The sequence below is a fragment of the Streptomyces sp. NPDC050549 genome (genome assembly GCF_040655035.1).
GTDB lineage: Bacteria > Actinomycetota > Actinomycetes > Streptomycetales > Streptomycetaceae > Streptomyces.
In genome coordinates this window covers 181,521-194,517 of the sequence record NZ_JBFAJD010000003.1, presented here as the reverse complement: position 1 = coordinate 194,517, position 12,997 = coordinate 181,521, and the positions used below count along the sequence as shown (strand labels likewise).

Genomic DNA, 12,997 nt, shown 5'->3' with positions numbered 1-12,997 from the left:
CTGGTGCTCCTTGCTGTTCAGCTTGCGGGGGCGAGGACGAGGAGCGCCGTGCCCGCTTCGACCTGGTCGCCGGGCCTGGCCAGGATCTCGGCCACGACGCCGGCCATCGGGGCGTGGACCCTGGATTCCATCTTCATCGCCTCCAGGGCCAGGAGGGGTTGGCCGGCGGTCACCTCGTCCCCGGGTTCTACGTTCAACTGCCAGACGGAGGCGGCGAATTCGGCCTCGACCAGACGTCCGCCGACCGGGACCGTCACCTCGGCCTGCGGTGGTGCCGGGGCGGCTGCCGCCTCGGCCCGGGTGAACTCGCCCGCCGCCTCCCACGCATCGCGTTCCGCGCCGAACGCCGTCTGCTGCCGGGCCCTGAACTCCGCGATGGATTTGGCGTGTTCGGCCAGAAATGCCTCGTACTCGGCAAGCGAGAACGTGCCCTCGTCGATCCGCGGGACGAAGCGGCCGGAGATGATGTCGGCCCGGAGTTCGAGCAGTTCGTCCGCCTCCACCGGGTACCACTTGATCCGGTCGAAGAAGCGCAGCAGCCAGGGCGAGCCCGGTTCGAACGCGCCGCGCTGCTGCCAGCCCGACCACACCTGGGTCGTACGGCCCACGAACTGGTAGCCGCCGGGGCCCTCCATGCCGTAGACGCAGAGGTACGCGCCGCCGATGCCGACCGAGTTCTCCGCCGTCCAGGTGCGGGCCGGGTTGTACTTGGTGGTGACCAGGCGGTGGCGCGGGTCCAGAGGCGTGGCCACCGGGGCGCCCAAGTAGACGTCTCCCAGGCCCAGTACGAGGTATTCGGCGTCGAAGACCGTGCCGTAGACGTCCTCGACCGAGTCCAGGCCGTTGACGCGGCGGATGAACTCGATGTTCCAGGGGCACCAGGGGGCGTCGTCGCGGACGCCCGCCATGTAGCGGGCGATGGCCTCGCGGGTCGCCGGGTCGTCCCAGGAGAGGGGGAGGTGGACCGTGCGGGAGGGAACGATCAACTGGTCGGTCGGCGGCAGGGCCTCCGCTATTTCCCTTACGGCGGTGAGGAGTTCGGACTGTGGCAGGCGGGCCGGGTCCGTCTGGATCTGGAGGGAGCGGATGCCGGGGGTGAGGTCGGTGACTCCGTCCAAGGCTGCCTCCGACACCGCCTCCATCAGGGCGTGGACGCGCATGCGCTGCGCCAGGTCCAGCTGCATGGGGCCGAATTCGACCAGGAGGTTGTCGTCGCCGCTGCGGCGGAAGGTGACGTCTCCGTCCCTGGCGAGTATTCCGCCGTCCACGATGGATGGGCGGGACGAACCGTCCACGTTCACCGGGAGGAAGCGGACCGTGTCGCCGGGCCTGAACTGGCCCAGTTTCCAACGCTCTTGGCTGATCACCGTCGCGGGACAGACGAAGCCGCCGAGGGACGGGCCGTCGGGGCCGAGGAGTACCGGCATGTCGCCCGTGTAGTCGACCGCGCCGACCGAGTACGGGGTGTCGTGGATGTTGGACGGGTGCAGGCCCGCCTCGCCGCCGTCGGTGCGGGCCCAGCGCGGCTTCGGGCCGACCAGACGGACGCCTGTGCGGGCCGAGTTGAAGTGGACCTTCCAGTCGGCCGCGTAGAAGTCGTGGATGTCGTCCTCGGTGAAGAACTCCGGTGCCGCGTGCGGCCCTTCGGCCGCGGCCACGTTCCATACGGTGCCGAAGTCCGGGCGGTCGGCGGGTGGTACCGGTGTGCCCTCGGTGAGCGTGCCGCCGTGCAGGACGTCACCGGTGCGCAGCGCCCGGCCGCCGTGGCCGCCGAAGCGGCCCGGGGTGAAGGTGCTCGCACTGCCGAGGAAGGCGGGTACGTCCAGGCCGCCCGCGAACAACACGTAGGTCCGCAGGCCGTGTTCGGCCGGTGCGCCGATCTCCAGGACCGCGTCGGCAGCGACCGTCACAGGCTCCCACTGCGGGACCGGAACGCCGTCGACCGTCACCGGTGCCGGGGCGCCCGTCACACACACCGTGGTGCCGTGCGTGAACCTCAACGTCGGTCCCTGGAGCGTGCATTCGAGGCCGGGCGTGCCTTCGTCGTTGCCGAGCGCGCGGTTGCCGAGGCGGAAGGAGAGGTCGTCCATCGGGCCGCACGGGGGGACGCCGACCTGCCAGTAGCCGGTGCGGCCGGGCCAGTCCTGGACCGTGGTGAGGGTGCCGCCGGCGACGATCTCGATGCGGGGCGTGGGGTCGGTGACGGTGGCGAGGGTCGCCGTGGAGTGGGCGGCCGTACGGAAGTCCGGCTCGGCGAGCGCCGCCCGGACCAGGCCCAGGTTCGTCTCGATGCCGTCCACGCGGGTGCGGGCCAGCGCCTCGTCGAGCCGCTGGAGCGCGTGGGCGCGGTCGGAGCCGTACGCGATGACCTTCGCGAGCATCGGGTCGTACGACGTCGTCACCTCGGTGCCGGTCTCCACCCAGCCGTCCACGCGCACGCCGTGCGGGAACTCGACGCGGGTCAACAGGCCCGCGCTGGGCCGGTGTTCGCGGGAGGGGTCCTCGGCGTAGACGCGGGCCTCGACGGCGTGACCGCGCGGGCTGCCCGGGGCGCGGACGACGTCCCGCTCGCCGCGCGCCAGGCGCAGCATCCAGGCGACCAGGTCGACGCCGTAGATCTCCTCGGTGACCGGATGTTCCACCTGGAGGCGGGTGTTGACCTCCAGGAAGTAGGCCTCCTCGCGTCGGGCGTCGTAGACGAACTCGACGGTTCCGGCGGAGCGGTAGCCGACCGAGGCGCACAAGTCGCGGGCGCTCGCAGTGAGTTGGGCGCGTACGTGGTCGGGCAGGCCCGGAGCCGGCGCCTCCTCGACCACCTTCTGGTTGCGGCGCTGGAGGGAGCAGTCGCGGTCGCCGAAGGTGACGACGCCGCCCTCGCCGTCGCCGAAGACCTGTACCTCGACGTGGCGGGCGTGTTCGACGAGGCGTTCCAGGAAGACGCCGGCGGAGGAGAAGGAGGCGGCGGCGACGCGCTGCACGCGCTCCCAGGCCTCGGTCAGTTCGTCGGCGGAGTGGCAGGCCGACATGCCGATGCCGCCGCCTCCGCCGGTCGCCTTGAGCATGACGGGGTAGCCGATGCGTGCGGCTTGGGCGAGTGCCTCGGCCAGGTCCGCCAACAGGCCTGTGCCCGGAGCGAGTTGGACGCCCGCCGCCTCGGCCGCCGCCCGTGCCGTGTGCTTGGCGCCGAACAGCTCCAGTTGCGCGGGTGTCGGGCCCACGAACACGATTCCGGCGTCCTCGCAGCGCCGGGCGAAGGCCGCGTCCTCCGAGAGGAAGCCGTAGCCGGGGTGGATCGCGCCCGCGCCGGTGTCCTTGGCCGCCTTCAGGACCAGATCGGCGTCGAGGTACGACTCCTTCGCGGGCGCCGGGCCGAGCCGTACCGCCTCGTCGGCGAGCCGTACGTGGGGTGCGGCTCGGTCGGCGTCGGAGTACACGGCGACTGTGCGCAGGCCGAGTTCGCGGGCGGTGCGGATGATGCGGACGGCGATCTCGCCCCGGTTGGCGATCAGCAGCGTGTCGAAGCTCATGCGGGGTCCCCTTGGGAGGCGGCCCCAACGATCGTCATCTCCACGGCCGTCGGCTCGAAGCCGTTGCAAGGGTTGTTGATCTGGGGGCAGTTGGAGACCAGGACCAGGACGTCGCGTTCGGCGCGCAGGGTCAGTTTCAGGCCCGGTGCGGAGAGGCCGTCGACGATGCCGAGGGTGCCGTCCTTCTCGACCGGCACGTTCATGTACCAGTTGATGTTGGAGACCAAGTCCCGTTTCCCCAGGCCGTACTTGGCGCCCTCGGCGAGGAAGTTGTCCACGCACGCGTGCTGGGACCAGGTGTGGTGGCCGTAGCGCAGGGTGTTGGACTCCTTGGAGCAGGCGCCGCCGACCGTGTCGTGCCGGCCGACCTCGTCGGCGGTGACGGTCATCAGCGGGGTGTGCTCGTTGGACATCAGCACGCTGCCGGTGGTCAGGAAGATGCCGCCCTGGGCGTGGATGGTGTCGGGGGAGCTGTATCGGATTGACGTGTCGTGGGCGTCGTAGACGAGGAAGTCGACGGCCTGGTTGCCGTGCAGGTCGGTGATGGTGAGGGTCTCGCCGGTGCGGACGACGGCGGACCAGGCGGCGCGGGCGGGTACGGTCGCGGTCTTCATATGAGCCCCCTCGCGGCAAGGAATTCGGTGGTGTTGAGGAAGGCGCGGCGGCCCTCGGGCGTGGCCTCCCACAGCGGGTCGCCCGGTCCGGTGGCCTCGGCGCGCCAGGCGAGTACCTCCAGCGGGGTGCTGACGTAGTCGTCGCGCGGGTCCGCCGGGTGGGGCACGTTCGCGATCAGTACGGTCACGTCCTGCTCGGCGCGCAGGGTCACGCTGCCGCCGGGGCCGGTAGAGCCGGTGAAGTCCAGGGAGCCGTCGTCGCGGACCTCGACACCCTGGAAGAAGGAGAGCGAGGGCGGGAGATCGCGGGGTTCGAGGCCGTTCTTGGCGGCGGCGAGCTTGAACAGTTCGCGGCCGGCGGGGGAGTCGGACTGCGGGGTGCCGTCGCCGTAGCGCCCGGTGTTGCGGACGAGCGTGGAGGTGCCGCACAGAGCGTCGTGGCGGCCGGAGGTGTCGGCGACGAGGGACGCGAGGACACGGCCCTGGTCGGAGAGGAGGAGCTGGCCCTCGCCGAGATAGGCGTTCCACTGGACCTTGACCGTGTCCGCGACGTTCAGGCGCTCCCAGGGGCGGTCGGCCGCGTGGAGGAGCAGGTGGGCGCAGGCGTCGCCGCGCAGGTCGGTCAGACGGAGTTCGGTGCCGCGGGCCAGGACGCGGTGCGTGTAGTTGCCGCCCGCGACGGTCTCGGCCCACACCAGGTGGCCCGCCTCGCAGGGCGGTGCCGGCCAGTCGGCGGCGGGGACGACGGGCATGGCCTCGGCGTGTGTGCCCTCCTGGGCGCGGGCATGGGCGCGGGCTCCGTAAGTGGTCGCTGTCGCCATCGCGGGGACCTCCGGCTGCGGGGACGTCTCGGTCGTACGACATTTCTGTCGCTCGACAGAAATTAGGAGGCGGCCGGGTCGCCGGGGTTGCCCGGGTGTTGCCGGTCGGTTACCGAGCCCTCACCAAGATCACTGGGCGTTTGCGGGGCGGTGCCGTGTGCGAGGATCGAACGCATGGGGACAACGGGTGCACAGGGGGGCCGCCGGGTAGGCAGGCCGCGGGCCGATCAGCGGCCGGACAGCGGACTGTCCCCGCGTGCCGAACTGCTCGCCGCCGCGGCCGAGTTGTTCACCACCCGCGGCTACGCGGCCACCACCACCCGGGCCGTAGCCGAACTCGCGGGCATGCGGCAGGCGTCCATGTACCACTACGTCTCCGGCAAGGAGGAACTCCTCGCGGACCTCCTGGAGTCCACGGTCACACCCTCGCTGACCTGCGCCCGGGAACTCCTCGCGGACGACACCACCCCGGCCGAGGACCGGCTGTGGGAGCTGTGCCGCACCGACGTCGAGCTGCTGTGCGGCGGCTCGCACAACCTCGGTGGGCTCTATCTGCTGCCCGAGGTACGCGCCGAACGCTTCGCCGGCTTCCATGCCGTACGCGCCGAACTCAAGGACGCCTACCGGCAGTTGCTGGCCGCGACCACCGCGGGCGGGGCGCTCGCCAAGAGTGAGCTGGAACTCCGCACGGATCTGCTGTTCGGGCTCATCGAGGGCGTCATCCTCGTGCACCGCTCCGACCCCGAGCGGCCGGTGTCCGCCTTCGCGGAGGCGACGGCCGACGCGGCGCTGCGTATCGCGGGGATCTGAGCCGGAAACCCGGCCGGAACCAGGGCCGGAATCGGGGCTTCACTCCTTGCGGTGAGTGATTTCCGCACGCCCGTTCGCCGTCACTTGCCGTATTCGAGCAGTGGCGCTACGTGTAAATGGGCTGAGCGTACTCCTCTCCCGTGTCCCTTTTCAGGGGCTTGCTGAATATGACACGGCGATGATCCGGTCGGACTAAGCTCGCCCGCAGCGCACCGAGTTGGGCTGTATTCGTGCGCTTGTTCCCAAACATGCAAAAGATACAGAAGCTCCCCCAGACCCCCAGCCGACCTGTCTCAGAGGGCATACATGGTGAGTGTTCAATCGCCTCCCGGTGACCGTGAACTTCCCTACGCGCGCGTGCTGTTGCTGCCCGCCATAGTGATGGCCGCAGCGACCGGGGCCGCCGTCGCCTTGGTGGCGGGGTCGGCCCGGCTCGCTGTCGGCTGTTGCGGGGCCGTCGCCACGCTCCTGGTGATCGCCACGGCGGCCGAAGCGGTACGCCGTGGACGCAGCCTCCGGGACCAACGCGCCCGGCACGACCGTCACACCGCGTATCTGGAACGGCGGATCGCCGACCAGGACCAGGAGATGGTCCGCCTCGGTACGGAAATCCTGCCCGCCACGCTGCGTCGGCTCAGCAGCGGAGAATCCCCCGGAGAGGTGATTCGCCAAGTCGTCGACACCGATCCGGACTGGAGGCAACTTCCCGATCCGCAGCGCGACTTGCTGAGGACTGTGCTCGGCATCGTGGAGCGCGAGGAGAACATGCGTGACTCCGCGCAGCGCTCCTTCGTCAGCATTGCCCGGCGCGTCCAGGCCATCGTCCACCAACAGGCCAAGGAACTCCGGGAGATGGAGGAGGACCACGGCCGCAACCCCGAGGTCTTCGACGACCTCCTGCGCATCGACCACGGCACCGCGCTGATCGGCCGCCTGGCCGACTCCATCTCCGTGCTCGGAGGCGGTCGCCCCGGACGCCAGTGGCCCGAGCCCGTACCGCTGTACAGCGTGCTGCGTGGCGCGATGTCCCGCATCCTGGAGTACCGGCGCATCGAGCTGCACTCCATTGCCAAGGTCAACATCCGCGGCATCTCCGTCGAACCGGTCATCCACGCGGCCGCCGAAATCCTGGACAATGCCACCCGCTACTCGCCGCCGCAGACCAAGGTGCACGTCACGGCAGTAGAAGTGCAGACCGGTGTCGCCATCGAGATCGAGGACGGCGGAGTCAGCCTCAGCGAGGAGTCCCGGGCCCGTGCCGAGGACATGCTGGAGCGGGCCAAGGCCGGCACCGACCTCCAGGACCTCGGTGAGAGCCCTCGCCTGGGCCTCGCAGTCGTCGGCCGGCTCTGCGCCGCGTACAACATGCAGATCTCGCTGCGTGCCTCGGCCTACGGCGGGGTCCGTGCCGTGCTCGTCGTGCCGAGCGAGATGCTCACTGCAGGCACTGCCCCCGGACTCGCCCACGGCATCGGCGCCACCGCCCTGCCCAAGGTGGAACTCGGAGCTGTGGAAGGCCCCAAGCGCACCATCAAGCGGCGTCGGCCCACGAACCCGCGCATCCCGGGCTCGGTGTCCATGGAGGATGAGGTCCCCGAGGTCACCGAGTGGACGACGGGTGGCCTGCCGCAGCGCCGCAGCCGGGTGAAGATCCCGCTCGCTCAGCGCTATGCGGAGGCCGCGGCGGCCGAGCGCGCCGAGGCCGCCGCACGGGAGGCCAGGTCCGGTTGGGGGGCGCCCGAGCCGGCACCCGAGCCGGAAGAGAAAGAGCCCGAACCGGGTCTGTGGGTCGAGGCGTTCATGGAAGGCCTCAAGGGCGACCCGGACCCCACCGCATTCACACAGAAGACCGAGCCGGCCCGTGTCGAGGCCGACGACGAGGGGGATCTCAAGTGATCCAGCAGCGAGCCAACTTCGACTGGATGCTCAAGGACCTCGCCGACGGCGTGCCTGGCATCCAGCAGATCGTGGTGCTCTCCGCCGACGGACTGCGCATCGCCCGCTACGGCGGTGACCCCGACGCAGCCGACCGTGTCGCCGCGGCCTGCGCCGGACTGCAGAGCCTGGCGGGTGCCGTCGCCTCCGAGATCCCGGGCAGCGACGGCCGCATGAAGATGGTCATCATCGAGATCAACGGCGGCTACTTCTACCTGATGGCCGCGGGTGCCAACGCCTACCTGGCGGTCCTGTCCGACGTGGTCGCCGAGCCCGGCCTGATGAGCAACCGCATGCGCGACCTCGTTGTCAGAATCGGTGCCCACCTCACCAGCCCGCCGAGGCGCAACGGGCAGACCGTATGACTCCTCCGCAACGTCGGCGGCGACATCCCAAGGAAGAACCGCAGCCCGCCGGGAAACAGGGCGACGGAAAGATCCCGGAACGACTCTACGTGCTCACCGGCGCCACCGAGGACGGCGACCGCGCCGAACTCGACCTGGTCACACTGATCGTGGCTTGCACCGACGCACCACAGTCCTCCACTCCGGAACAGGCGGCGCTGCTCCGGCTCTGTATCGCCCCCCTGTCCGTGGCCGAACTGTCGGCCTATCTCAATCTGCCGTACAGCGTGGTGACCGTCCTCCTCACCGAGCTGCTGGCGGCCGAACTGGTGCAGGCGCGTGCCCCGATCGTCCGCCAAACGCTCCCCGACCGTTCCCTCCTCGAAGCGGTGATGCATGGACTTCAAAAGCTCTGACACCATCACGGGTCCACGAACGGAGGACCATCTCCCGTCCACGGCCCAGGCCGCGGCGAAGATCGTGATCGTCGGCGGCTTCGGGGTCGGCAAGACGACCATGGTCGGCTCGGTCAGTGAGATCAGGCCGCTGACCACGGAGGAGACCATGACGCAGGCCGGCGTCGGAGTCGACGACAACTACGGCTCGGACACCAAGACGGCCACCACCGTTGCCATGGACTTCGGCCGCATCAGCATCACCGAGCAACTTGTGCTGTACCTCTTCGGCACCCCCGGCCAGGAACGCTTCTGGTTTCTGTGGAACGGCCTGTTCGAAGGGGCACTCGGCGCGGTGGTGCTGATCGACACCCGGCGTCTGGAAGTGAGCTTCGACGTCATAGGACGGCTTGAGGAGCGCGGTGTGCCCTTCGTGATCGCCGTCAACTCCTTCCCGGACGCGCCCCGTTATCCGATCGAGGACCTGCGCTCGGCACTCGACCTGGCGCCGGAGATTCCCATCGTGGAGTGCGATGCCCGCCGCCGGGCCTCCAGCCGCGACACGCTCATGGCGCTGATGCGCTTCCTGTACTCCCTGGAGATGGCGAAGACGTCACCCGTCTGACAGTCCGTCAACTCTGCTGGCACCGAATCAACTTCACTTTCGGAGCGATCACCGTGACGCCTGAATCCCACTTCCCGACCGGTACGGACGACCCCACGCTCGGGCCGCCCCCCGGTTGCCCCGCACACGGCAAGGGCCCCGGCGGGCTGCGCCGGCTCTACGGCCCCGAGGCCGAGGACCTGGGAGCTGTGTACGAGCAACTCCGCGCCGAGCACGGCCCGGTGGCCCCAGCGCTGCTCCACGAGGACGTGCCGATCTGGATCGTTCTCGGGCACGGGGAGAACCTGCACATGGTGAGCACCCCCACGCAGTACTGCAAGGACAGCCGGTTGTGGACGCCCATGCTCGACGGCACGGTCAAGCCCGACCACCCGCTGATGCCGCACTTCGCCTGGCAGCCCATGTGCGCCCACGCCGAAGGAGACGAGCACCTGCGGCTGCGCGGCGCGGTCACCGGCGCCATGTCGACCATCGACCACCGGGGCATCCGCCGCCACATCAACCGTGCGACCCAGCACCTCGTCAACCAGTTCATCACGAAGGGCAGGGCCGATCTGGTGGCCCAGTTCTCCGAACATCTGCCGATGGCGGTGATGTGCGAGATCCTCGGTATGCCCGAGGAGTACGGCGACCGGTTGGTGCAGGCCGCCCGCGACATGCTCAAGGGCACCGAGACCGCGATCATCAGCAACCAGTACGTCATGGACGCCCTGATGCGGCTCACCGCCCGACGTCGGGCCGAACCCAGGGACGACTTCACCAGCCACCTCATCAAACACCCGGCGGGGCTGACGGACGATGAGATCGGCCAGCATCTGCGGCTCATTCTGATCGTCGCCTACGAGAGCACCGCCAACCTCCTCGCCAACGTGCTGCGTGTGGTGCTCACCGACCCGGGCTTCCGTGCCCAGCTGAACGGCGGCCAGATGACCGTGCCCGAGGCGGTCGAGCAGTCGCTGTGGGACGAGCCGCCGTTCAGCACGGTTTTCGCCTACATCGCCAAACAGGACACCGAATTGGGCGGCCAGCGCATCCGCAAGGGCGACGGACTTCTTCTCGGCATGGCACCGGGCAACGTCGACCCACGGGTTCGACCCGACCTCAAGGCCAATATGCAGGGCAACCGCTCCCATCTCGCGTTCAGCGGCGGACCCCACGGGTGTCCGGGCCAGGACATCGGCCGTGCCATCGCCGATGTCGGCGTCGACGCACTGCTGGCCCGCGTTCCGGACATCCAACTCGCCTGCGAGGAGGATGAGTTGCGCTGGCGGTCGTCCGTCGCGAACCGGCATCTGGTGGAACTGCCGGTGAAGTTCGAGCCGAAGCGCCCAATGGAGGTCATGGAGGGACCCGCCGTCAGGGCGGTACCGTCGCCACGACCGAAGAACTGGCCGGTGGGCGGGGAGCAGCCACAGCCCAGGAGGCAGGAAACCACCGTCCCGGCCGCCGAGCCCACGCGCCCGCCGGTGCCCGAACCGACCCGCCGGCCGGGCCTGTTCCAGCGATTCCTGCGCTGGTGGCGCGGCGAGTGAATCGACCGGGCACGGAACTACCCTGCCCACTCCTCGTAGGAGGACCAGGACCCCAGTGTCCGCCGACTGACGAAGCGGTGCTCGTACCCCGTGATCGGATCGGTGAACTCCAGGACTCGCGCCAGCAGTTGGAGCGGGCGCGAGAAGTCACCGGCCGGCACGGGGCCGGTCGTCACCGGATAGAGGGGGTCGCCGAGGATCGGCACTCCCAACGCGCTCATGTGCACCCTCAGTTGGTGCGTCTGTCCGGTATACGGCACCAGCCGGTACCGCCCGCGTCCGTCGCGGTGCTCCAGCAACTCGACCCGGCTGACAGCGTTGGGGTCGCCCTCGACCTCGAAGGCCGCGAGGATCCCGCGCTCCTTGACGATCCGGCTGCGCACGGTGCGGGGCAGGGCCAGCGCGGGATCGTACGGTGCCACCGCCTCGTACTCCTTCGCCACCTGCCGGTCCCGGAACAGCGACTGGTACGCGCCGCGCTCTTCGGGGCGGACAGTGAACAGCACCAGCCCGGCCGTCAACCGGTCCAGCCGGTGGGCGGCGCCCAGCGTCGGAATACCCAGCCGCATCCGTAGCCGCGCCAGGGCCGTCTCGGTGACATGGCTGCCGCGTGGAGTGGTGGCCATGAAGTGCGGCTTGTCGGCCACCACCAAGTGCTCGTCCCGGTAAAGGACTTCGATCTCGAACGGCACCTGTTCCTCGTCGGGCGGTTCCCGGTGGAACCACACGTACATCCCTGGCACGTACGCCATGTCCCGCGGCACCGGACGCCCGGTGACATCAACGATCCGGCCTTCGTCGAGCATGGCGTCGATCACCCCGTCTCCGGCCGAGAGCCGCGACACGAGATGATCCCGTACGGTCGTCCACGCGTCCCCGGCCGGCAACCGGACCCGCACCGGATCCACCCCGTGGCGCTGCGGCAGGGGAGATGGCGGGAGCGGGGCGCGGCGTCTCATCGCGATCAAGCATAGGTGGGGCGCGGTGCGCCGGCCTCGCTCATCCTCGCCCGCTCTTCGGTGGCTTCCTCCGGGGTGGTGCAAGAACTCCCAGCAAAATGATCTTCATCGGGTCGGATCATTCCGGGACTGATGATTCCCGGGGTGTGAGGTGGCTCGGCCGAAGCCATGGGACGTCGATGACGGGCAGTGGGCGGTGGTGGAGCCGCTGCTGCCCAGGGTCGAGCGGCGGACCCGTCATCCCGGACGCAAGCGGACCGGCTGGTGTTCCAGGGCATTCTGTTCGTCTTGCATACCGGGATCGCCTGGGAACATCTGCCGAAGGGACTCGGCTTCGGCTCGGGTATGACTTGTCGGCGCCGCTTGGCCGAGTGGACCGAGGCCGGCGTTTGGCCTCGTCTGTACGAAGTCCTCCTCGGCAAGCTGCGTGGTGCGAACGCCCTGGACTTCTCCCGGGCAGGACTGGCAGCAAGCATCACCTGATCACAGACGCCACCGGCATCCCGCTTGCTGCCACACTGACCGGCGGCAACCGCATCGACGTCACCCGGCTCATCCCGTTACTGCAAGCAGTTCCGCGTATGCGTGGCAAGCGCGGCCGGCCCATGCGCCGCCCGGTCGCAGTGCTCGGCGACCGCGGCTACGACCACGACAATCGCCACCGTCTCGTCTGGCCCCCCGGAGCGAAGCCGCTGATCGTCCGGCGCGGTACCGAGCACGGCTCCGGGCTCGGTACTCGGCGCTGGGTGGTGGGGCGTACCTTCGCCCACCTGCACTGGTTCCGTCGCCTGCGGATCCGCTGGGAGATCCGCGACGACATCCACCAGGCTTTCCTCGCTCTGGCCTGTGCACTCTTCTGCCGGCGCCGACTGATGGCAGTTCAGCGCCGCCACTCGTAGGCGCCGGGCGACGTTCGGAGGACTTCGCTCGGCCACTCCCGCCGCACCATCTGGAGCAGCTTCCGCTGGTCGTCGATCCATCCGTCCTCAAGAGCCAGGGGGAGGAACACAGAGATGCTGGAGCGAGCCACGTCCTCCACGTGCACGGCGGGGGTCTTGTGTTCTTCGTTGAGTGACTGGAGCCGGATCGCAGGACTACGGTCGTCGCCCATCCAGCAGACATCACGGCCCGTGACAAGCGCGTCCAGGGCGTGCGACCAGCCGTCCAGGTCGTGGGGAAACAGGGACATGTCCAGTCGTCCGTTCACGAAGCCGCTTTCGATGACTACCTCAGCGTCGAGCAGGTCGTGCAGCGGGAGCACTCCCGGCATACGGCGGCCCAGCACCCGTACCCGGAAGCTGTTGTCGCCATCCGAGAGATGGATCAGCTCCACCGCACACCCCCTACTCCTCACCCGTCAACAGTCACAGCCCATGCTGTCGGTCGAGCTCTTCCAGCACCATCGAGTTGTCCGGCCGTCGTTCTGTTGGGAGTT

General features: G+C 69.4%; 11 protein-coding genes and 1 pseudogene. 7 read left to right on the top strand and 5 right to left on the bottom strand.

Annotated elements, in window-relative coordinates; translation table 11 throughout:
• Positions 1-17: 17 nt before the first annotated feature.
• Genes AB0I51_RS06980 through AB0I51_RS06970 form a run of 3 tightly spaced genes read right to left on the bottom strand, consistent with a single transcriptional unit; the run spans position 18 to position 4,962 of the window.
• The gene (locus AB0I51_RS06980; RefSeq protein ID WP_362972219.1) at positions 18-3,527 is read right to left on the bottom strand and encodes a 5-oxoprolinase/urea amidolyase family protein; all 3,510 of its coding nucleotides are present in this window, start codon (positions 3,525-3,527) and stop codon (positions 18-20) included.
• Positions 3,524-4,141: an urea amidolyase associated protein UAAP2 gene (locus AB0I51_RS06975; RefSeq protein ID WP_362972217.1), complete on the bottom strand. Its 618-nt coding sequence runs from the start codon at positions 4,139-4,141 to the stop codon at positions 3,524-3,526. The genes AB0I51_RS06980 and AB0I51_RS06975 overlap by 4 nt, the downstream gene beginning before the upstream one ends.
• The gene (locus AB0I51_RS06970; RefSeq protein ID WP_362972215.1) at positions 4,138-4,962 is read right to left on the bottom strand and encodes an urea amidolyase associated protein UAAP1; all 825 of its coding nucleotides are present in this window, start codon (positions 4,960-4,962) and stop codon (positions 4,138-4,140) included. The genes AB0I51_RS06975 and AB0I51_RS06970 overlap by 4 nt, the downstream gene beginning before the upstream one ends.
• A gap of 174 nt (positions 4,963-5,136) precedes the next feature.
• Between AB0I51_RS06970 and AB0I51_RS06965 the strand changes: the two genes are divergently transcribed.
• The 6 genes from AB0I51_RS06965 (at position 5,137) to AB0I51_RS06940 (ending at position 10,603) form a co-directional block, all read left to right on the top strand.
• A complete protein-coding gene (locus AB0I51_RS06965; RefSeq protein ID WP_362972213.1) occupies positions 5,137-5,772 on the top strand; it encodes a TetR/AcrR family transcriptional regulator in 636 nt (211 codons plus the stop codon).
• A gap of 306 nt (positions 5,773-6,078) precedes the next feature.
• The gene (locus tag AB0I51_RS06960) at positions 6,079-7,668 is read left to right on the top strand and encodes an ATP-binding protein (protein ID WP_362972211.1); all 1,590 of its coding nucleotides are present in this window, start codon (positions 6,079-6,081) and stop codon (positions 7,666-7,668) included.
• Complete coding sequence (locus tag AB0I51_RS06955; protein WP_019066134.1) at positions 7,665-8,072, top strand: roadblock/LC7 domain-containing protein; 408 nt, start codon at positions 7,665-7,667, stop codon at positions 8,070-8,072. The genes AB0I51_RS06960 and AB0I51_RS06955 overlap by 4 nt, the downstream gene beginning before the upstream one ends.
• Positions 8,069-8,467: a DUF742 domain-containing protein gene (locus AB0I51_RS06950; protein ID WP_362972209.1), complete on the top strand. Its 399-nt coding sequence runs from the start codon at positions 8,069-8,071 to the stop codon at positions 8,465-8,467. The genes AB0I51_RS06955 and AB0I51_RS06950 overlap by 4 nt, the downstream gene beginning before the upstream one ends.
• Positions 8,448-9,071, top strand: a complete 624-nt coding sequence (locus tag AB0I51_RS06945) for an ATP/GTP-binding protein (protein WP_362972207.1) — start codon at positions 8,448-8,450, stop codon at positions 9,069-9,071. Before AB0I51_RS06950 ends, AB0I51_RS06945 begins: the two co-directional genes overlap by 20 nt.
• A 53-nt stretch (positions 9,072-9,124) precedes the next feature.
• Entirely contained in the window at positions 9,125-10,603 is a 1,479-nt protein-coding gene (locus tag AB0I51_RS06940) for a cytochrome P450 (RefSeq protein WP_362972205.1), read from the top strand.
• A gap of 17 nt (positions 10,604-10,620) precedes the next feature.
• On the opposite strand, the gene AB0I51_RS06935 is transcribed toward AB0I51_RS06940, so the two are convergent.
• On the bottom strand, positions 10,621-11,562 hold the full coding sequence (locus AB0I51_RS06935; RefSeq protein WP_362972203.1) for an RluA family pseudouridine synthase: 942 nt from the start codon (positions 11,560-11,562) through the stop codon (positions 10,621-10,623).
• A gap of 151 nt (positions 11,563-11,713) precedes the next feature.
• Here AB0I51_RS06935 and AB0I51_RS06930 point away from each other — a divergent pair.
• Positions 11,714-12,461, top strand: a pseudogene (locus tag AB0I51_RS06930) (transposase).
• Here AB0I51_RS06930 and AB0I51_RS06925 read toward each other — a convergent pair.
• Entirely contained in the window at positions 12,443-12,895 is a 453-nt protein-coding gene (locus AB0I51_RS06925; RefSeq protein ID WP_362972201.1) for a DUF5959 family protein, read from the bottom strand. The pseudogene AB0I51_RS06930 and the gene AB0I51_RS06925 sit on opposite strands and share 19 nt — an antisense overlap.
• Positions 12,896-12,997: the final 102 nt, after the last annotated feature.